We start from the raw sequence: 19676 nt of genomic DNA, 5'->3' as shown, positions 1-19676 counted from the left end.
CTGAAAGGCGAGGCGATGAAGGCTCCGAACCACGTGACAGTTGGCGGCGCCCCCGAAGGGTTTGACGCGCAGCTTGTGCTGAACGAAATCGCCCGCAGCAACGGGCCGGTGGCCCATGTCGCACGTGACGACAAGCGGATGGAGGCGATGCGCGCGGCGCTGGCCTTCTTTGCCCCTGACATGCCGGTCTTCGTGTTTCCGGGCTGGGATTGTCTGCCCTATGACAGGGTGTCCCCCAATGCCGACATTTCAGCGGCCCGCGTTGCCACGCTGGCGGCGCTGGTTCACCAGATGCCGCAGAAATTCGTGTTGTTGACGACATTGAATGCGGCAACCCAACGCGTCCCGGCGCGAGACGTGCTGCGCGAAGCGGCGTTCACCGCCCGTGTCGATCAGCGCATAGATGAGGCCGCGCTACGCAACTTCCTGGTGCGCATGGGCTTCACGCAAAGCCCCACCGTGATGGAGCCGGGCGATTACGCCATTCGCGGCGGTATCATCGACATCTTCCCGCCGGGTGAATCGGGCCCCGTCCGTCTGGACCTGTTCGGAGACGTACTGGACGGCGCGCGCCGTTTTGATCCCGTGTCTCAGCGCACGACCGAAAAGCTGGACGTGGTTGAACTTGCGCCGGTGTCCGAGGTCATTCTGGATGATGCGGCCATCACGCGGTTCCGCCAGAACTATCGGATCGAATTCGGCGCCGCGGGTACGGATGATCCGCTCTACGAAGCGGTAAGCGCCGGTCGCAAGCATCAGGGTATCGAACATTGGCTGCCCTTCTTCCACGAGAAGCTTGAAACACTGTTTGATTATCTGCCGGATGCCACGATCACCGTCGATGATCAGGTTACGCCGGCCAGACTGGCCCGATGGGAGACGATTTCCGATCAATACGAAACCCGGCGTCTGGCGCTGGAAAACCGATCCCGCATGGATACGGTCTATAAACCCACACCTCCGGGGCTGCTGTATCTGGATGATGCCGCGTGGGAGGCGGCTGTTGCGGATCGGCGCGTCATGCAGTTCAGTCCTTTGCCGCAGGCCTCGGGTCCCGGTGTCATCGATGCGGGCGGGCGGATCGGGCGCAACTTTGCTCCGGAACGTCAGCAGGAAAGCATCAGCCTGTTCGGTGCTCTGGCCAGCCACATCACCGCCAAGCTTGACAAAGGTCCGGTGCTGATTGCGTCCTATTCAGAAGGTGCGCGCGAACGTCTGACCGGCCTGATCGAGGATGAAGGTCTGGCCGAGGCGATTCCCATTGCCAATGGAACGCGCATCGGAAAGCGCGGCCTGCACCTTGCCGTCTGGGCGCTGGAACATGGTTTCGAGACCCCCGACCTGACGGTGATCGCCGAACAGGATGTTCTGGGCGACAGGCTGATCCGCCAACCCAAAAAGCGCCGCAAGGCCGAGAATTTCCTGACCGAGACCCAATCCCTCAGCCCCGGTGATCTGGTGGTGCATGTGGATCACGGCATTGGTCGATACATGGGGATGGAGGTCGTCACGGCCGCCGGTGCCGCCCATGAATGCCTGCTGCTGGAATATGCCGAGCAGGCAAAGTTGTACCTACCGGTCGAAAACATCGAACTGCTGTCGAAATACGGCCATGACGAAGGGCTCTTGGATCGACTCGGCGGTGGCGCCTGGCAGGCCAAGAAGGCCAAGCTGAAAGAGCGCATTCGCGAGATGGCGGACAAGCTGATCCGCATCGCGGCGGAACGTGCTTTGCGTAAAGCCCCCGTTATGGACCCTCCGCCGCACGCGTGGGAGGAGTTCAGCGCGCGTTTCCCCTATCAGGAAACCGATGACCAGTTGCGCGCCATCTCGGATGTGATGGAAGACATGCATTCTGGTGCCCCCATGGATCGCCTGATCTGCGGCGACGTCGGTTTTGGCAAGACCGAGGTGGCGATGCGCGCCGCCTTTGTCGCCGCCATGTCCGGCGTGCAGGTTGCGGTCGTGGCACCGACAACACTGCTTGCCCGACAGCATGCGGCAAGCTTCAGGGAACGGTTTCGCGGCTTCCCTCTGGAAGTGCGGCAATTGTCGCGCTTCGTCTCGGCCAAAGAGGCGCAGCAGACACGTGAGGGGCTGGCCAAGGGCACGGTCGATATCGTGATCGGGACCCATGCGCTGTTGGCCAAGAACATACGGTTTCACAATCTGGGTCTACTGGTCATCGACGAAGAACAACATTTCGGCGTGGGACACAAGGAACGGCTGAAGCAACTGCGCAGTGACATCCATGTTCTCACTCTGACCGCAACCCCGATTCCGCGAACCTTGCAATTGTCGCTGACCGGGGTGCGCGATCTGTCGATCATCGGCACACCGCCCATCGACCGCTTGGCGATCAGAACCTATGTCAGCGAATTCGACGCGGTCACGATCCGCGAGGCGCTGCTGCGCGAACACTATCGCGGCGGGCAAAGTTTCTACGTGGTTCCGCGCATCTCGGACCTGCCCGAGATCGAGGAGTTCCTGAAAAGCCAGCTGCCGGAACTGACCTATGTGGTTGCACATGGCCAGATGGCGGCGGGTGAACTCGATGACCGAATGAACGCGTTTTATGACGGTAAGTATGATGTGCTGCTGGCGACGACAATTGTGGAAAGCGGTTTGGACATTCCAACGGCGAACACGATGGTCGTGCACCGCGCCGATATGTTCGGTCTTGCGCAGCTCTACCAGATCCGGGGCCGGGTGGGGCGATCCAAAACCCGCGCCTATGCCTACCTGACCACCAAACCACGGCAGAAGCTGACCGCCACTGCCGAGAAACGCCTGCGGGTTCTGGGCTCTCTGGACACGTTGGGCGCCGGGTTCACTTTGGCCTCGCAGGATTTAGACATCCGAGGCGCGGGCAATCTACTGGGCGAAGAGCAATCTGGCCAGATGCGCGATGTAGGCTATGAACTCTACCAGTCCATGCTGGAAGAGGCGATCGCCAAGATCAAAGCGGGTGAAATGGAGGGGCTGTCGGATGCTGATGACCAGTGGGCCCCGCAGATCAATCTGGGCGTGCCGGTTCTGATTCCCGAGGATTACGTGCCCGATCTGGATGTTCGTCTGGGCCTCTATCGGCGCCTGTCATCGCTGTCGACCAAGGTGGAACTGGAAGGTTTTGCCGCAGAGTTGATCGACCGTTTCGGCAAATTGCCGAAAGAGGTCAACACTCTGATGCTGGTCGTGCGCATCAAGGCCATGTGCAAACGGGCGGGCATTGCCAAGCTGGACGGAGGCCCGAAAGGCGCGACGATCCAGTTCCACAATGACAAGTTCGCATCCCCTCAGGGGTTGGTCGAGTTCATTCAGAACCAGCGCGGCATGGCCAAGGTCAAGGATAGCAAGATCGTCGTGCGCCGGGATTGGAAGAAAGACAGCGACAAGATCAAAGGGGCCTTTGCGATTGCCCGCGACCTTGCTGAAAAGGTGGTCGCGGAAAAGAAGAAAACCAAGGCTGGCTGATAGGCTAGTTGGGGCTCTGCCCCGATGCGCGTTCCGCGCATCTTCCCCGGGATATTTGCGGTCAGATGAAGTCACGGATCCCAGCTTCATCTGGCTGAAAATATCCCCGCCGGAGGCATCGCGCGGCAGCGCGATCCCGCCTATTCACGCATTGCAGCCTGCGCACAGAAACAGGACGCCGCAACCGCCCGATCTGCCCGGGCCAGAGCCAGATCCAGGCGTTGTTTGACCTGTAGGATTTCAACATCTTCCCCGCGGGCTTTGAGGCAATCGTACAGCCCCTTCAGGCTCCACACGTTGTCGGGATGGATCGAAGCGCGGCTGAGCGAACCGCCAAGGCCAAGATCTTCGCGATAGACAGCCTCTGCTTCTGCCGCATGACCTTGTTCGAACAGCAATGCGCCAAGCGCGTGGCGGGTGGGCTGCATCCAGCCCCAGGGCTCGTCATAGGGCAGGGTGTCGTCCAGTTCGACCGAGCGGCGCAGATGGGCAAAGGCGATCTCGAAATTGCCCTTTCGGTACTCGATCTCACCGCGCAGCATCTCCCGCGCGATTTCCAGCAGGTCAATCACACGATTGTTGTGCAGCCTGCGCGTTTCCGGAACGCATTCCCTGGCTGCGAGAAACAGGTTCTCTTCCGCTTCGGCATGGACACCATCACCGGTTGCGGCATGTGCGATGGCGCGGGCGTAGTGGGTCGTGGCCGTGAGGGTGCGGTAGAGATCCGGATCGGAGGGTAGCTCCAGCGCTTTGGCCTCTTCCCAGCGGCCAAAGCGGATCAGGATGTGCGGCCCCATGGACATGTAGCTTTCGAAGTAATCCGCCATGGGGGGGCTTTCGATGCGAAGCATTTCTTCGGGCGTCGTTTCCCACAAACCCTGATTGGCGCGCAGGGCAGGTTCGATCTGCCCCAGAAACAGCGCGCCGTAGATGGCGAAGTGATAGTTGTGTTGGCGGTAGCCGGTGTAGATATTGAACGCGCCTTCGCGTTCGTAATACTTCAGATCCGCATCCGAGGCTTTTTCGTTCCAATGCACCACGTTGTGGTAGTGGCCGCACAGCACGTCGATATGCGTCGGCATATGCACCAGGTGCCCCGCATCGGGCACCAATGTGCGCAGGACATCACCGGCTTTCAGAGCTTTTTCCGGCGTGGGCGACATCTCCATCAGGTGAACATAAAGGTGCAGCAGGCCGGGATGTGACATGGCGGCCGGATCGTTGGCCATGGCCCATTCCAACGCCTCTTGCGCTTCAAGCGTTGCAGCGCCTTCTGCCGGTTGACCTGTTTGCAGGTCCCACATTTTCCAGGGCGTCAGGTTCAAAAGCGCCTCGACGTAGACCGTGCGCAGGTCCGCATGATCGCGGTGCGCGGCGAAGGCTGCGCGCATCGCTTCGGCAAAATCGTGGTCCCACCGGTGCATGTCCTCTGCCGGCTCTCGTTGCGGATAGCGCGCAGGGAGGGCTCGGATCAGAGCTTGCTCGACGGGCGTACAGCCGTCCGCCAATCGAAGGGCGTTTTGCATGGCATCATTAGCCAGCGCCAGCGCCTTGCGGCGTCCCCGCTCGTCCTGCAAGTCCCATGGCAGGTTGTAATTCGGTCCCGCCGCGTAGGCGACGCCCCAATATGCCATGGCGCATTGGGGGTCATGTTGAGCTGCGCGCTGGAAACAAACCACGGCTTCTTCGTGATTGTACCCATAGGTCCAGTTTAGGCCGCGGTCGAACCACAGCTGAGCCTCGGGAACGGAGGTCGTTACCGGACAGGAATAGCTGCCCAGATCATAGTATTCACGCATCAGAAGCACTCCGCTTGGTTCAGGACGAGGGTAGCGTGTTTCTGACGAGTCGCACAGATCAGGCTGGCAGACGTTCTTCAACGCGGCCCATGTGCAGCATAAGCCCGAAGGCCAGAATGCACATGCTCAGGATGCCGAAGGTCAAAGGCGCGATCGAACCGTCGAACAACAACCCGATCGGGGCGGCGATGGCAGCGGCCAGCACCGTCGATATCGATCCGATGACCGAGGCTGCCATTCCGGCAATATGTCCCATCGGCTCCATCGCGATGGCGTTCAGGTTGCCCAGCGTCACGCCGGCCATGAAAAACACCATGGTTTGCCAGAACACGAACAGCGCGAATGAGGCGTCTGGCGAAAGATGCGCGGCGTTCAGGGTCATGACAAAGGTGGTAATCACGATTTGCCCCCCCAGCGCCCATGTCACCATCCGGCGCATGCCCACACGCACCACTAGTGCCGCGTTCAGCAAACTGGCAGACCCGGACATCAGCGCCACGAACCCGAACCAGAACGGAAAGCTTTCGGCGCGGTCATGGATAACGTCATAAACGGGCTGAACCATTGTCAGCATGGTGAACAGCACCCCCATGCACAGGGTCTGAACTATGATCGAAAGGCGCACGGTCGGATGCGAGAACATTTCCTTCGTGGCCGAGAACATCAACGGAATGCGGAAGGGACGACGGTTTTCACGGGCCAGAGATTCCAGCAACCGAATGCCCATCCAGGAAATGATGATCAACGCAAACAGAATGAAAGACACAAAGATCCCGCGCCATCCGAACAAAGCGATCACACCGGCGCCCAGCATCGGTGCCGCTGCGGGTACCAGTGTGAAAATCATCATCGCGATTGAGATGATACGCGCCATTTCGCGGCCTGAATACAAGTCGCGAATGATCGCCATGGCCACCACGCGCGGACCTGCGGCGCCCAGGCCCTGAACCACACGTGCAATCAAGACCAGTTCCAGTGAAGAACTGGCCCATGCGACAGCAGACGCCGCAATGTACAAAGCCGCGCCGCCGTAAATGACCGGCTTGCGTCCCAGCGCATCCGAAAGCGGGCCTGTGAAAAACGTGCCGATCCCCATGCCCAACACAAATGACGTCAGGATCAGTTGGGCACGGTTAACGTCATCGGGGCTGAGCTGCGCGCCGATCTCGGGCAGCGCAGGCAGCATTGAATCGATCGAAAAGGCTATGGTGGCGAACATCATTGCAATCAGTGCAATGAATTCCGCCTTCGACATGCGATTGGCCATGAAGACCTCCTAACCCGTTCGCGCTATCACGGCGGGTCGGCATAGGCCAGACTGGAAATTTGCACAGACCTCTGTGCTATTCTGCAGGGGAAGCCTCAAGTTGAGATATGATTTCAGCGATCACTTTCTCCCACATTTCAGGAGGTTGGGCACCGGGAACTGCGTGTTGATTGGCGACAATGAAGGTTGGGACCGAGCTCACACCCATTTTGCGGGAATGAGCATCGCGGCTGCGGATATCCTCGCGGTCGGCGTCTGATTTCAGCAGCTTCATGACCACGGCGGCGTCCATTCCGGCGCTGTCCGCGATATCGGCCAAGACTTCGTGGTCGCCGATGTCGCGACCCTGCACGAAATAGACGTCGAACAGCGCGTCGACGACGGCATTCTGCTTGCCTTCGATGCCAGCCCAATGGATCAGGCGATGCGCATCCAGCGTGTTGGGGGTTCGTTTCATGGCCTCGAAGTTGATGTTCAGACCGGCCTTTTCGGCATGTTCCACCACCGGCGCATAGGCGCGAACAGCGCCGTCCTTGCCGCCGAACTTGCGCTCGAGATATTCGCGCCGATCCATTCCTGCATCCGGCATGTCAGGATTCAACTGGAACGGATGCCATTCAATGACAAAGGGGTGGTCGGGTACGTTGGCCAGCGCCTTGTCCAGTTGAGTCTTGCCGATATAGCACCACGGGCAGATCGGATCGGACAGGATGTCGAGCTTGACGGTCTGGGTCATTTTGTTGGTGCCTCGAAATAGGCCGGCAGCGCCCGGCGCAGGAGTTTGCCATTTCCGCCGGTCGGCAGGGCGGGCAGATGGATGAAGGCGCGTGGTTGTTTGTAACGCGCCAGGTTGGCTTCGACATAGGTGCGCAAGGCCGCATCGTCCAGCTTTTCCGGGCCGGTATAGAAGGCCGCTATCACAAATGTGTCCGGTTTGACCTCGACCGCGGCGGCGCCGACCTGAGTGATGCCCGGAAAGCGGGACAGGGCGGCTTCGACCTCGACCGGGGACACGCGATAGCCACCCGCGTTCATCATATCGTCGTCGCGGCCCAGATAGCTGATCTGACCATCCAAAGCCATGGCGCCCTGGTCGCCGGTCAGAAACCACTCTCCCTGCATCCGCGTTTCAACCTCATCGGGTGCGTTGAGATAGGTCAGCATCAAACCGGGGTCAGTGCGGTGAATGGCGATGGTGCCTTCTTGCCCCTTCGGCACCGGACCGTCCGGACCAAGGATCGCCACACGACGCCCCGGTTGCGGTTGCCCTAATGCGTCGCTGCGCGCGGGATGATCCGGACTGGAGGAAATGAAGGTAGAGCATTCGGACATGCCATAGGCTTCGAACAACTCGGTGCCGGTGGCCTTTCGCCATTTTTCGTGCAGCGCGCGCGACAGTTTCTCGCCCGCGCACAAGCCGTGGCGCAGGTCTGGCAGCTCCATTCGTTCGCACTCTTGCACCATCTTGCGATAGACCCCGGGGGCCGCTGCAAAGATCGTTGCGCCATGCTGGCGCAGCAGGGCAGGCAGGGCCGTGATTTCGGTGCCGGGCGCGGGGATCAGGGCAGTTGCGCCCATGGTCCATGGATCCATCAGGCCGGTGCCCAGCGTATAGGTCCAGTTGAATGCTCCGGCGTGGCACAGCCGGTCGGTCTCGCGCAGACCATACCAGCCATCGACCATCATCTGCCGCGCCCAGATTGCCCGGTGGGCATGGGCCACGGCACGAGGCTTGCCCGAGGTTCCAGAGGTATAGACGACATAGGCCATACGTTCCGGATCGCCCATGTCAAATTCTGCCGGGGGCAGGCTTCGCATCGCTTTCAGTGCGTCCAGCCCGATCTGTTTGGAATGCGAGGCGCAGGCAACGCCCGGATCACGCAGAATCACCGCCGGAGAAAGCTCGTCGATCATCCTGGCGGTTTCGGGTTCCGTCAGTTGTGACGATGTCGGAACCGGCACGATGCCCACGGCAATTGCCCCCAGGTAGGCAATCGGGAAATCCACCGTGTTTCCCAGCCGCATCAGCGCGATATCACCGGGTTTCAACCCGGCCCGCAGCAATCCCGTGCCTGTGCCCAGCACAGCCGCTTTCAGATCGCGATAGGTCCAGTCCTGCGCGCCGTTCGGGCTCAATATCGACAAAGCCACTTTATCCTGCGCGTGATCGGCTCGGCCCAGAACATGGGCCGCCAGATTGAATGGCGTGGGGCAGGGTGTGGGCGACCCCTGATCGAAGATTGACAACATGGCCTCTGGCTATCGCGCCGCCTGCCGCGTTGCAAGCATGGCTGGCCGGGCCTATAGAAGGGTCATGAGCACTCAAGATCCCAAATCTCTGATCCGAATTGCCCGCGACTCTGGCGACCATACCGAAGTTGAGCCGCTGGACCTTGGCGCACGTGTGCGAGAGCTGCGCAAAGCGCGGGAATGGACATTGGAACAGGCCGCCAGTCAGGCCGGATTGGCACGCTCGACCCTCAGCAAGATTGAAAACGGGCAGATGTCGCCGACTTACGACGCGCTCAAGAAGCTTGCGACCGGGCTGGAGATTTCTGTTCCGCAACTGTTTACGCCGCCCCAGCGCGATCAGGTGATCGGACGCATGGCGATCACCCGTGTGGGCGACGGCACGGCTCATGCCACCACAACCTATGAGCATGAGCTGCTAGCCGAAACCCTGACCAAGAAACAGATGCTGCCCTATCGTGCGCGGGTCCGCGCAAGATCAATGGATGAATTTGACGGCTGGGTGCGCCATGACGGCGAAGAATTCATGTATGTGCTGACCGGTGTCGTCAAGCTTTACACCGAGTTTTACGAGCCGGTTGAGATGCGCAGAGGGGACAGCGCGTATTACGATGGCAGCATGGGCCACAACGTGATTTCCGTCAGTGACGAAGACGCGACGATCCTTTGGGTTACATCACTTGCCTAAAGCGGTTCTGCTGAATTCCCGGTTCAGCCCTTCGGTGAACAGGAAATCTTCGACCTCTTCATGCGCCTCATTTATCGTAAGTTGGTGACGTTCGGCCAAATAGGCTTCAAACCCTTTTCGATCCTTCAACACGCGCATCATGTCCTTGTCACGCAGGTTCGGAAAACGCCGCTTTGCGCGTTCGCATGCCGCATTCCAGTCGTTTGTAAGATCGGTCCAGTTCATCATCAATGAGCTTCCCTTAGCAACGATTAGGACTGCTCTCCCCCGCTTCAGAGTACGGATAGGGTGCCGTTACGTAAGACATGACAAAATGTCGCAGCGCTGGACCTTGCCTTCTTGAGGGGAAAAGTGCCCGCTGCGAAGTTTCCGCAACGGGCCGACGGGCCTACATTTGGTGTGAGTGGTGGCGGGCCCGGTTGTTCTGTAATCCGCAGCGCCAGATTGTCCCGGCAGGCAGAGAGGCGGGGTCATCGCCAGCTTGTTATTAAGCTTAACTGCGCAATATATATGCATATTTTCCAGACAAGTAAAACTGTTTGTGGGTGTTTCTTTCCGGATCGCTTGCATGTGACGATGTTGGACCCTGATTACGATGCTTCCAATGCGGCCAAACGATATCTTGTGTGGGATGGCAATGTGCTGAAATTTGCCGATTGGTGGAAATTTCCTGAGCTCTGTTTGTATGAAACAGCTGGAACTTCAAGCTTCCGTCTTTCGGAAACTTCAATTGGAAAGACCAGCCGAATTCACATGTACAACGCCTGGTCTTGGGTTTGCGCCTTTTTACCGGGCGTCGTACCACCAGACTTCGGGCATGTACTGCGGACCGTCGCCATAGATGGGCAGAATTTCCGGGTGCTTAAGGTCTTTGACATGAGCAATGCGCCCGATGTCGAAGCTCCAGATCGGGATGACATAGCGGCCTGCCGTCAATACCCGGTCCAGCGCGCGGGTGGCCGCGGTAAAGTCCTCGCGGGTTTTTGAGGCCAGCATGGCATCGATCATGGCATCAACCGCGGGCGAAGATACGCCCATCAGGTTGCGAGTGCCGGGCGCATCGGCAGTTTCGCTGCCCCAATAAAGACGCTGCTCATTGCCGGGAGACAGGGAAAGCGCCCGGCGGAACATCGTGACGTCAAAGTCCAGTTCAGACGTGCGCCCGACATATTGGGCATTGTCGACCTGTTCCGTCGTGACCCGGATGCCGAGACGTTCCAGCGCGCGGGAATAGATCTCGACCACGGTTGCCATCTCGCTGTCACCCTGTTGCAGCAGGAAAGTCATCTGAAAGGGATCGCCATTTGCATTGCGCAGCACGCCATCCTGAACGGTCCAGCCTGACTCGGCCAATAGTCCGGCGGCCTTGCGGAGGTTTGCCCGGTTCCGGGCCGATCCGTCGCCTTTCGGCAGTTCATACCCTTCCAGCGTGCCGGGCAACAGGATGTCAGCGTAAGGAAGCAACAGGTCTTTTACCTGCCCCTGGGCCGGGCCGGGCTGCATCGCAAGGTCGGACCCCGAGAAATAAGACGTGATCCTTGGTTGCGCACCACCGGTTACCGTGTCGTTGATGAACTCGAAGTTGAACGCAAGCATCAGCGCTTCGCGCACGCGCCAGTCGTCGAACGGAGCCTTTCTTGTGTTCATCACGAACCCGGTCATTCCCGAAGGTTTTCCATGCGGAATTTCGGTCTTGATGACATCGCCGCGCTGCACGGCGGGAAAGTTGTATTGCGTGTCCCATTTGTCGGCGTTGAATTCACGCACGGCTGACAGCTCTCCGGCCTTGAAAGCTTCGAACAAGACGCTGCCGTCGCCGTAGAATTCGATCCGCAGCTCATCAAGGTTCATGGTGCCGCGGCGAAACGGGATGTCGTTCCCCCAATAGTCCGGATTGCGTCGCAGATTCACAAAGCGTCCCGCTTCGTAGCTTTCGATCACATAGGGGCCGGTTCCAATCGGTACATCATGAAGTTGCGCATCCGCGAAATCCTTGCCCTCCCATTGCGCCTTTTGCAGGATCGGACGCATCCCGGCCAGCAGCGCAAGCTCTCGGTCGGGTTCATTGAACGTGATCCGCACCGAACGCGGGCCGGTTTGTTCGATACTGTCGATCTTGCCCCAAAGACCGCGATAGCGCAGATGCCCCTGCGTGCCCAACGTTTCGTAAGACCAGATAACATCATCGATCGTGACCGGACTGCCGTCGGAAAACCGCGCCTCCTCCCGCAGGGTGAATTCGACCCAGGACCGGTCTGGATCGGTCTCAACTGATTCGGCTAACAGCCCGTAAAGTGTGAAAGGTTCGTCCCATGACCGTCCCATCAGGCTTTCATGGGTCCAGAAAGGCAATTGCCATGGCGAGGTGCCTTTTTGCAAAAACGGGTTCAGGCTGTTAAAGCCGCCCGTGTTTCCGAACACGGCTTTGCCGCCTTTGGGTGCATCCGGGTTGGCGTATGGGAGTGACACAAAATCCGGTGGTAGGGCCGGGTCCCCATACATAGCTATGCCATGAGACGATTCTGCATGGGCGACAGAGATCACGAAAATGCTGGCGATTCCCGCCACAAGTGATCGAAACGGACGGAGAAAATCCGGGCTCATTTTGGAAACAATCCTGCTCTGGCCTTATTTTGTTGGTATTCACCGTAGTGATGATTTTTCTTATTATCAAACTTTTAGCTTGGACCAAGGCGCAGAATTGCTTATAAAGGTTGCACTGCTCGATAGGTTTCTTGCCTGTATGAAACCTGCCTCAATAACTTAACGCCCGCTTCGTGCGGGCGTTTTTTTGTGCGTCGCGAAGTCTCAGGCCGGGATTCTAAATTGAAGTGTTTCCCCGTTTTCTTTGCAGGTGCAGCATGGCATGGTGCGCCTGATCAACGCTTGAGGGAGAATGGACATGAGACTGTCCGGCAAAACGGCAATCATCACGGGATCAAATTCGGGCATCGGGCTCGGCGTCGCGCGCGAGCTGGCCAGGGCCGGTGCCGATGTGGTTTTGAATTCCTTTACCGATCGCGATGAAGATCACGCGCTGGCCGCCGAAATTGCGAAAGAGACCGGAACCAATGCCCGCTACATCAAGGCCGACATGTCCAAGGGCGAGGAATGCCGATCCTTGATCGAACAGGCGGGGTCTTGTGACATTCTGGTGAACAATGCCGGGATTCAGCATGTCTCACCGATCGATAAGTTCCCGGTTGAAAAGTGGGACGCGATTATCGCAATCAACATGAACTCGGCCTTTCACACCACAGCGGCTGCGTTGCCGATGATGCGCAAGGCGGGTTGGGGGCGGGTGGTGAACATCGCCTCGGCCCACGGTCTGACGGCATCCCCTTACAAGGCGGCATATGTTACGGCCAAGCACGGCGTGGTGGGAATGACCAAGACCGTAGCGCTGGAAACCGCGCAGGAGCCGATCACCTGCAACGCCATCTGCCCGGGATATGTGCTGACGCCGCTGGTCGAGTCGCAGATCCCCGATACGATGAAAGAATACAACATGAGCCGTGAGGACGTTGTGAAGAACATTCTTTTGGAACGGCAACCGTCCAAGGAGTTCGCCACCGTCGAGCAACTGGGTGGAACGACTGTCTTTCTGTGCTCGGACGCGGCGGCTCAGATCACCGGAACCACGATTTCCGTCGATGGTGGCTGGACAGCGCTTTGAGGTTTCGTGGGGGCGCTGCCCCCACACCCCCGGAGTATTTTGAAAAAGATGAAGGGGTTGCGGTATGAAGCGGATCAATCTGGCTTTGCAGGGAGGTGGGGCGCATGGGGCGTTCACCTGGGGTGTGCTTGATCGTCTTTTGGACGAGGAAGACATCGAGGTCGCTGCCATCACAGGAACTTCCGCAGGGGCGCTGAACGGTGCGGCCTACAAATCTGGTATGGTTCATTCCGGGCGCGAAGGCGCGCGGGCGCGCCTGGATGGGTTGTGGACGCGCATGGGCGCTATTGGCGACATGCGCTTTGCTAACTGGTTTCGCGGCCTTGAACCGGCGGCCATTGCGCAGGCGATGGAATATTCGGTGCCGTTTTCGATTGGGGATGCCTGGTCGCGGATGGTGTCGCCCTATGCGTACGGACCGTTCTACAGCAACCCTTTGAAGCCGGTGGTGGACAGGTTCAATTTCGACGAGGTGTGCGCAGATGAAGGCCCGCGCCTGTTTGTGTGTGCCACTTGCGTACGCAGCGGCAAGATCCGCGTCTTTACCGGCGACGAAATCAGCACCGACGCCATCCTGGCCTCGGCCTGTTTGCCGACCCTGTTCAAGGCGGTTGAGATTTTCGATCCGAAGACAAACCGGACCGAAGCCTATTGGGACGGAGGGTATACCGGCAATCCGGCTCTCTATCCGCTGTTCAACGATGATTTGCCGGATGACGTGGTGATCGTGAACATCAATCCGCTGGAGCGCGACGAAGTTCCGGTCACACCGCAGCAAATTCAGAACCGGATCAACGAGATCAGCTTCAACTCATCCCTGTTTCGCGAGTTGCGGGCGATCAGCTTTGTCCAACGGTTGCTGAAAGAGGGCAAGCTGACGGCCGGAGAGATGAGCCGCGTGCTGGTTCACATGATTGCAGATAACGAGTTGATGAACAGCCTGTCTGTTGCCACCAAAACCGTGCCCAATCCGGTCATTCTGCATAAGTTGAAACAGGCCGGACGGAACGCCGCAGACGGTTTTCTTGCCAACCATAAGGACGATTTGGGTCAGACCAGCACAATTGATCTGCCTGCGATGTTCAGCTGATCACTCGGGCGGCTGTGTCGGGTCTTTTCCATTCGGGTATACAAGCCCCGCCGAAATCACCAGTTTGGCGGCGTCTTCGATGCTCATGTCCAGCAGGATCACGTCTTCTGCGGGGAAGAACAGCAGAAACCCAGATGTCGGGTTAGGTGTTGTGGGTACGAACACGCTCAACAGCTCGCCTCCGGTTTCGGCGCGTTGGCTGACCTCACCCTTGGCGCTGGTCGAGACAAAGCCGATGGCCCAGATCCCGCGACGCGGGTACTGGATCAGGCAGGCTTTTTCAAAAGAACGCTCGGTCTGGGCAAACACCGTTTCCGAGATTTGCTTGATCCCGGAATAGACCGAGCGCACGACGGGCATCCGATCAACAACGCTTTCGGCGAAGTGGATCAGGGAACGGCCCAGAATGCCCTTGGCGATCCAGCCGACCAGAACGGTGAAGATCAGGAAGATCACCACACCCACACCGCGCAGGTTGATGCCCACGTATTGTTCGGGCTGGAACTGTTGGGGCACCAGCGGCAGGACCGCGCTGTCTATCCAGCCGACCACCGACCAGATCAGCCAGACCGTCAACCAGACAGGCGCAATGACCACGATGCCCGTCAAAAAGGACGCGCGCAGCCGTGAAAGCATGCCCGGGCGGCGGTGAGGCTCTTCGTCGAAGGGTGTATTCATTGCGGTTCCGAATGGTTTCCGGATTTAGGTAGTCAATCCACGGCCTTGGTACAATAGGTTAACGTCACCTCTGTTTGACGAGCGCTTGCGCGATCTTGGCCGCCAAACGCGCATTGTTTCGAACAAGGGCGATGTTGGCGACCAATGACCGGCCTTCGGTCTTTTCAAAGATACGTTGCAGCAGATAGGGGGTCACGGCTTTGCCGGTGATGCGATGGGCATCTGCATCTGACTGGGCTTCGGCGATGATGGGGGCCAATTCCTCGGCCGGGATTTGATCGGCGGCTGGAATCGGGTTCGCCACCAACTGCCCGCCGGGCAGACCCAGCGCGCGGCGGGTCGTGTGGGCTTTGGCGATGGCATCGGCACTGTCCATGCGCAGGGGCGCGTTTAAGGGCGACTTTGCCGACCAGAACGCAGGAAACTCGTCCTGGCCATGTGCGATCACAGGCACGCCCAGGGTTTCCAGAACCTCAAGCGTTTTGGCGAGGTCCAGGATGGCCTTCGCCCCGGCTGCGACGACGGTCACGGGCGTATGCCCAAGCTCGTGCAGATCGGCAGAGATGTCGAACGTGGTCTCGGCCCCCTGATGTACGCCGCCGATACCGCCGGTGGCAAAAACCTCGATCCCGGCATAATGCGCGGCGATCATCGTGGCCGCAACGGTGGTGGCCCCGGTGCCACCGGTCGAGATGCACGCTGCCATGTCCGCGCGCGAGATCTTGGCAACGCCTTGGGCCTGACCCAGCCATTGTAGCTGATCCTGCTCAAGCCCCACATGCAATTTGCCTTCGATCACGGCCATGGTTGCAGGAACCGCACCCGCATCGCGGATGTCCTGTTCGACCTGGGCCGCGACTTCGATGTTCTGCGGATAGGGCATCCCGTGGGTGATGATGGTGCTTTCCAGCGCAACGATGGGCTGGCCCGCGTCCTTGGCGGCGCGGACTTCGGCTGAGTATTGGATGTCGATCACAGTGGGGTTTCTCCGGAAACGTAGGTTGCAGCGGCGTGCAGGGCGCGGGCCAGAGCCTCGTCACTGGATGCACCGCGGGATTCTGAGGCGATATGGGCCGCCATGAAAGTATCCCCGGCACCGGTCACGCGGGTGACCAGAACGGCAGGGGGTGTTTGCGTCAGGACTTCTGTCGAGCTGCCGATGGTTGCCGAATTGCCGCCATCGGTGACCAGAACGCGCAGCGCGCCGCGATCCAGAAGGCCTTTCGCGGCGGATTCGGAATCAGGGAATTCGCGCTGGCACAGGATGCCAGCCTCTTCGAGGTTCACATAGAGCGTGGCACGGGCGTGTTTCAGGAAGGGCAGCAGACGTTCGGCCTTGCCGGGCGAGGCCGGGGCCACGCGCAGATCAGCACGGGCAAAAGCAGGGCTTTGGGCAATTTCTTCCAGCAGGTCCAGTGTCAGATTGCCATCCAGTGCGATCGGGCCCTCAAACGGTGCGTTCTCATAGCCCAAAGGCCCGTGCATCAAGGGGCGCAGTATCTTTGCGCCTGCGGCCTCCAGCGAATGCGCGTCGGCAATCGCCGCGATCAACCCGTTCGCACCTTCGACGGCCATGTAGCGGTCAGTCGGCAAATCCTGCGACCGATAGATGTGATCCGTCACCATGCCGAGGCGTGAACAGGCATGGACAAGCTCGTCGCCTTCGGGATCACGGCCAATGGCGGTCAGCAGGGTGGGCGTCATGCCGAACCGAACCAGTGTCATGGCGATGTTCATCGCAACGCCGCCGGGCAGGCGGGTGATCCGGCCCGGCACGTCCGAGCCCTGTCGCATGGCGCTGGCCGATCGGCCGATCACGTCCCACAGCACCGAGCCGATGCACAGGATATTGGTGTTCTGAGTCATAGGGGACGTCATGCCGCAGCAGTGTTGCCCGTGCAAGCCGGAACGTCTTCGCAACAAGAGATTCCCGACCGGCCTGGGCCGAAATCGCCTTTGGGCTTGCGATCCGAGGCCTTCGCGGGAACAATCAAATGCAATGATTGGTGATTTTGTTTTCCTGTTGGAGCGTTTCGTATGAATGGCCCTGTCTTCCGTGCCATCCTCCGAGCCCTCAATACCTGCGCCCTGAGTATTATCGTTCTTCTGACCTTGCATCCGGGATCCGTAAAGGCGCAAACGGCCCCGCCGACGGTCATTGATTTCTGGGTCAAGGATGACACTCTGTTTCTCGAGGTGAAACTGAACGCCGAGGCTATGCTGGCCGGTGCCGATCCGACACAACCCGACGCTTATTCCGGCAATTCACAGTACCGATCTCTGCGACGATTGGTGTCGTCGGAACTGGAACTTCAGATCAGGAATTTCGTTCAGGTCTGGAAGCAGAACCTTGTTGTCGAAGCACCTGATCGCCTGGACCTGTCTTATGAAGGTGTGCGTATTCCCGTGGTGGGGGATGTGGAAAAAGTGCGTGTTTCCAAATTGTTGTTGACCGCTCATTTGTCGGATCAGGCATCGAACCTGCGCCTGACCTGGCCGCTGCACGGCGGGTCGGTCGTGCTTCGGCAGCAAAACGTTGTGGCCCCGTATACAGGGTTTCTGACGGCCGGAGAAATCAGCCCGTTGATCCCGTTGCAGGGCGGGGCGTCGTTGACGACCGAGCAGACATTGCAGACGTTTTTGGCAAAGGGGATCAGCCGATTTGTTCAAAGCCCCCTCAAGCCAACCGTCGTTGTTCTGACACTCGTGATGCTGACGCTGAGCCTGCGGCCTGTGATGTCTCAGGTGGCGTTTTTGGCAGCAGGGGTTTTTGTCGGGCTCGGGTTGGACATGTACGGCGTGTTGGACCTGCCGGAAAGCTTGCAGGATCAGGCCTTGGTGGCTTCGGTCATCATTCTGGCGCTATGGAACCTGGTGGCCCGGCACTTGCAGGTCTGGCGCCTGCTGGCCGTGCTTGCCGCAGGCTGTGTCTACGGATTGGCGCTGGCTTCGGATTTGACAAAGATCGGGGTGCCGCCCGATCATCTGGCCCCGGCTGTTTTGGGGTTTGGCGTCGGAAATCTACTGCCTGTCGTCTTTGTGGCTGTTGTGGCCTTTGCCTGCGCGCTTTTGGTTGCAGGCGGGTCACACAGAAAACGAGGCCGGATTTCGGTTCTGGCCTCGATGCTGATTGCCGGGATCGGTGTGTATTGGATGGCTGAACCCTGGTTGCTGGCTTAAGACATTGCCGCCAGCAGCCTGTTCAGCGCACCCAGCGGGTCGTCATCGCCCCAGATCTCGTCCCCGATGCCGAAGAAATCGGTGCAGGGGGCCAGATCGCCGATCAGTTCGGGCGTCAGGCCGCCTTCGGCCACGACCGGAACTTCGATCATCTCGGACCACCATTGGAACAGATCCTTTTCGGCGCGGGTTCCGTCGCCCAACGTGGCGGTGCCTACGGGGCCGAAGGCCACATAATCCGCGCCATGTTCGCCCGCCGTCATGCCATCATGGCTGGACGCGCCGCAGAAGCTTCCGACGATCGCGTCCGCGCCCAGCTCCTTACGCGCGGCACGGACCGAACGTGCGCCGTCATCCAGGTGCACCCCGTCCAGCCCCAGACGTTGCGCCAGTAGCACGTGGTTCGAGATAACGATGGCCACGTCGCGGGCGTGGGCAACCTCGCGGCAGGCATCAGCAGCACGGGCGATGCTGTCTTCGTCGTTGCCAGCCAGCGCCAGGCGGATGCAGGCGATCTCGGCCCCGTCCAGAACCGATGCCAGTTTGGCGGGGAACGTGCTCAGCTCGATGGTCGGAGGCGTGATCAGGTAAATCTGCGGCTGCTCGGGGGTGTCCATGGGCGCGTCCTTCGGCTTTTGGTCTTTGGCGCGGTTTAGCGGATTGCGGCGGGGAAGCAAACTTTTATGGCCGAGACCATGCAAATTCCAGCCCCAGCGCCTTGCCCTGCAAGAGCCTGCCGATTACAGCAGGCCAAGTTTTTACAAGGTGAACCATGCCCAGCGACAAATCCCAGCCTTCCTTCGTGCTTGTTCGCCCGCAGATGGGTGAGAATATCGGTGCCGCGGCCCGGGCGATGTGGAACTTTGGACTGGACCGGATGCGCATCGTGGCGCCCCGCGACGGCTGGCCAAACCCCAAGGCGGTGGCCATGTCCAGCGGTGCGGGCCGGTTGCTGGACGAAGCGCAGCTGTTTGACGATCTGGCCGGATCGCTGGCCGACAGCACCTTTGTCTTCGCCACCACTGCACGGCAACGCGGCCTGACGAAACCCGTCTACAGCCCCGAGCGCGCCATGCAGATCGCCGCCGAAAAGGTCGCAGCGGGCGAAAAGGTTGCGGTTCTGTTCGGCCCTGAACGCGCAGGGTTGGAGAACGAAGATATCGCCAAGGCAAACGCGATCATCTCGGTTCCCGTGAACCCGGAATACGCGTCGCTGAACCTGGGCCAATGCGTCTTGCTGACCGCTTATGAGTGGATGCGCCAGACCGGCGACGTGGTGCATGAATCCACCGATCTGGGCAAGGGGGACTGGGCCACGGGGATCGAGGTCGAGAAACTGGTTGAACACTACGAGGACCGGCTGGAAGAGGCCGGGTTCTTCTATCCTCCCGAAAAGGCCGAGGGTATGAAGATCAACCTGCGCAACCTGTGGTCGCGGATGCGGATGACGCGGGCCGACGTGCAGATGCTGCACGGGATCATGCGGCAGATGGTCCGCTGGAAAGACAAAGGCTGAGGCTGGACCTATCTTCCACCAAGCCCTAGCTTGCGACGAAATCAGGACATGAGGACAG

16 protein-coding genes are annotated in these 19676 nt (G+C 59.5%); 6 read left to right on the top strand and 10 right to left on the bottom strand.

Going from position 1 to position 19676, the window contains the following annotated elements; genetic code table 11:
• Positions 1 to 15: 15 nt before the first annotated feature.
• A complete protein-coding gene (gene mfd, locus GS614_RS02705; protein WP_171725451.1) occupies positions 16 to 3474 on the top strand; it encodes a transcription-repair coupling factor in 3459 nt (1152 codons plus the stop codon).
• A gap of 140 nt (positions 3475 to 3614) precedes the next feature.
• Here the strand turns inward: mfd and GS614_RS02700 are convergent, their stop codons facing one another.
• The 4 genes from GS614_RS02700 to GS614_RS02685 all read right to left on the bottom strand — a co-directional run bounded on the left by GS614_RS02700 (position 3615) and on the right by GS614_RS02685 (position 8790).
• On the bottom strand, positions 3615 to 5273 hold the full coding sequence (locus GS614_RS02700; RefSeq protein ID WP_171725450.1) for a tetratricopeptide repeat protein: 1659 nt from the start codon (positions 5271 to 5273) through the stop codon (positions 3615 to 3617).
• 58 nt (positions 5274 to 5331) lie between these two features.
• Positions 5332 to 6540 (bottom strand): multidrug effflux MFS transporter, encoded by a 1209-nt coding sequence (locus tag GS614_RS02695; protein ID WP_171725449.1) that lies wholly within the window; start codon positions 6538 to 6540, stop codon positions 5332 to 5334.
• Positions 6541 to 6616: 76 nt separating this feature from the next.
• Complete coding sequence (locus GS614_RS02690) at positions 6617 to 7276, bottom strand: DsbA family oxidoreductase (RefSeq protein ID WP_171725448.1); 660 nt, start codon at positions 7274 to 7276, stop codon at positions 6617 to 6619.
• Positions 7273 to 8790, bottom strand: coding sequence for a class I adenylate-forming enzyme family protein (locus GS614_RS02685; protein WP_171725447.1), 1518 nt, complete (start codon positions 8788 to 8790; stop codon positions 7273 to 7275). The genes GS614_RS02690 and GS614_RS02685 overlap by 4 nt, the downstream gene beginning before the upstream one ends.
• Positions 8791 to 8854: 64 nt before the next feature.
• Between GS614_RS02685 and GS614_RS02680 the strand changes: the two genes are divergently transcribed.
• Positions 8855 to 9478: a helix-turn-helix domain-containing protein gene (locus GS614_RS02680; protein ID WP_171167898.1), complete on the top strand. Its 624-nt coding sequence runs from the start codon at positions 8855 to 8857 to the stop codon at positions 9476 to 9478.
• On the opposite strand, the gene GS614_RS02675 is transcribed toward GS614_RS02680, so the two are convergent.
• A complete protein-coding gene (locus GS614_RS02675) occupies positions 9467 to 9706 on the bottom strand; it encodes a hypothetical protein (protein WP_171167900.1) in 240 nt (79 codons plus the stop codon). The two genes, GS614_RS02680 and GS614_RS02675, sit on opposite strands and share 12 nt — an antisense overlap.
• Positions 9707 to 10264: 558 nt before the next feature.
• Complete coding sequence (locus GS614_RS02670) at positions 10265 to 12082, bottom strand: extracellular solute-binding protein (RefSeq protein ID WP_171725446.1); 1818 nt, start codon at positions 12080 to 12082, stop codon at positions 10265 to 10267.
• A gap of 298 nt (positions 12083 to 12380) precedes the next feature.
• On the opposite strand from GS614_RS02670, the gene GS614_RS02665 reads away from it, so the two are divergent.
• Together GS614_RS02665 and GS614_RS02660 are read left to right on the top strand one after the other, a co-directional pair.
• Positions 12381 to 13154: a 3-hydroxybutyrate dehydrogenase gene (locus tag GS614_RS02665; RefSeq protein ID WP_171725445.1), complete on the top strand. Its 774-nt coding sequence runs from the start codon at positions 12381 to 12383 to the stop codon at positions 13152 to 13154.
• Between the two features lie 64 nt (positions 13155 to 13218).
• On the top strand, positions 13219 to 14244 hold the full coding sequence (locus tag GS614_RS02660; RefSeq protein ID WP_171725444.1) for a patatin-like phospholipase family protein: 1026 nt from the start codon (positions 13219 to 13221) through the stop codon (positions 14242 to 14244).
• On the opposite strand, the gene GS614_RS02655 is transcribed toward GS614_RS02660, so the two are convergent.
• The 3 genes from GS614_RS02655 to GS614_RS02645 form a co-directional block, all read right to left on the bottom strand.
• Positions 14245 to 14922, bottom strand: a complete 678-nt coding sequence (locus tag GS614_RS02655) for a DUF502 domain-containing protein (protein ID WP_152458130.1) — start codon at positions 14920 to 14922, stop codon at positions 14245 to 14247. It abuts the gene before it with no gap.
• Positions 14923 to 14986: 64 nt separating this feature from the next.
• Entirely contained in the window at positions 14987 to 15898 is a 912-nt protein-coding gene (locus GS614_RS02650) for a pseudouridine-5'-phosphate glycosidase (protein ID WP_171725443.1), read from the bottom strand.
• Positions 15895 to 16788: a PfkB family carbohydrate kinase gene (locus tag GS614_RS02645; RefSeq protein WP_171725442.1), complete on the bottom strand. Its 894-nt coding sequence runs from the start codon at positions 16786 to 16788 to the stop codon at positions 15895 to 15897. Before GS614_RS02645 ends, GS614_RS02650 begins: the two co-directional genes overlap by 4 nt.
• Before the next feature lie 171 nt (positions 16789 to 16959).
• On the opposite strand from GS614_RS02645, the gene GS614_RS02640 reads away from it, so the two are divergent.
• A complete protein-coding gene (locus GS614_RS02640; RefSeq protein WP_171167912.1) occupies positions 16960 to 18102 on the top strand; it encodes a HupE/UreJ family protein in 1143 nt (380 codons plus the stop codon).
• Here GS614_RS02640 and GS614_RS02635 read toward each other — a convergent pair.
• Positions 18099 to 18719 (bottom strand): thiamine phosphate synthase, encoded by a 621-nt coding sequence (locus GS614_RS02635; RefSeq protein WP_171639410.1) that lies wholly within the window; start codon positions 18717 to 18719, stop codon positions 18099 to 18101. The genes GS614_RS02640 and GS614_RS02635 overlap by 4 nt on opposite strands.
• Positions 18720 to 18874: 155 nt before the next feature.
• On the opposite strand from GS614_RS02635, the gene GS614_RS02630 reads away from it, so the two are divergent.
• Positions 18875 to 19618: an RNA methyltransferase gene (locus GS614_RS02630; RefSeq protein ID WP_170344120.1), complete on the top strand. Its 744-nt coding sequence runs from the start codon at positions 18875 to 18877 to the stop codon at positions 19616 to 19618.
• Positions 19619 to 19676 lie beyond the last annotated feature (58 nt).

The organism is Ruegeria sp. HKCCD6604, from assembly GCF_013110635.1.
Classification (GTDB): domain Bacteria; phylum Pseudomonadota; class Alphaproteobacteria; order Rhodobacterales; family Rhodobacteraceae; genus Ruegeria.
This window is presented reverse-complemented; position numbering and strand designations above follow the sequence as displayed.

Coding starts and splice junctions, on each gene's coding strand:
- GS614_RS02630 (WP_170344120.1), top strand. CDS start 18,875: ATGCCCAGCGACAAATCCCAGCCTTCCTTCGTGCTTGTTCGCCCGCAG.
- GS614_RS02685 (WP_171725447.1), bottom strand. CDS start 8,790: ATGTTGTCAATCTTCGATCAGGGGTCGCCCACACCCTGCCCCACGCCA.
- GS614_RS02675 (WP_171167900.1), bottom strand. CDS start 9,706: ATGATGAACTGGACCGATCTTACAAACGACTGGAATGCGGCATGCGAA.
- GS614_RS02655 (WP_152458130.1), bottom strand. CDS start 14,922: ATGAATACACCCTTCGACGAAGAGCCTCACCGCCGCCCGGGCATGCTT.
- GS614_RS02665 (WP_171725445.1), top strand. CDS start 12,381: ATGAGACTGTCCGGCAAAACGGCAATCATCACGGGATCAAATTCGGGC.
- GS614_RS02695 (WP_171725449.1), bottom strand. CDS start 6,540: ATGGCCAATCGCATGTCGAAGGCGGAATTCATTGCACTGATTGCAATG.
- mfd (WP_171725451.1), top strand. CDS start 16: ATGAAGGCTCCGAACCACGTGACAGTTGGCGGCGCCCCCGAAGGGTTT.
- GS614_RS02640 (WP_171167912.1), top strand. CDS start 16,960: ATGAATGGCCCTGTCTTCCGTGCCATCCTCCGAGCCCTCAATACCTGC.
- GS614_RS02670 (WP_171725446.1), bottom strand. CDS start 12,082: ATGAGCCCGGATTTTCTCCGTCCGTTTCGATCACTTGTGGCGGGAATC.
- GS614_RS02700 (WP_171725450.1), bottom strand. CDS start 5,273: ATGCGTGAATACTATGATCTGGGCAGCTATTCCTGTCCGGTAACGACC.
- GS614_RS02690 (WP_171725448.1), bottom strand. CDS start 7,276: ATGACCCAGACCGTCAAGCTCGACATCCTGTCCGATCCGATCTGCCCG.
- GS614_RS02645 (WP_171725442.1), bottom strand. CDS start 16,788: ATGACTCAGAACACCAATATCCTGTGCATCGGCTCGGTGCTGTGGGAC.
- GS614_RS02635 (WP_171639410.1), bottom strand. CDS start 18,719: ATGGACACCCCCGAGCAGCCGCAGATTTACCTGATCACGCCTCCGACC.
- GS614_RS02680 (WP_171167898.1), top strand. CDS start 8,855: ATGAGCACTCAAGATCCCAAATCTCTGATCCGAATTGCCCGCGACTCT.
- GS614_RS02660 (WP_171725444.1), top strand. CDS start 13,219: ATGAAGCGGATCAATCTGGCTTTGCAGGGAGGTGGGGCGCATGGGGCG.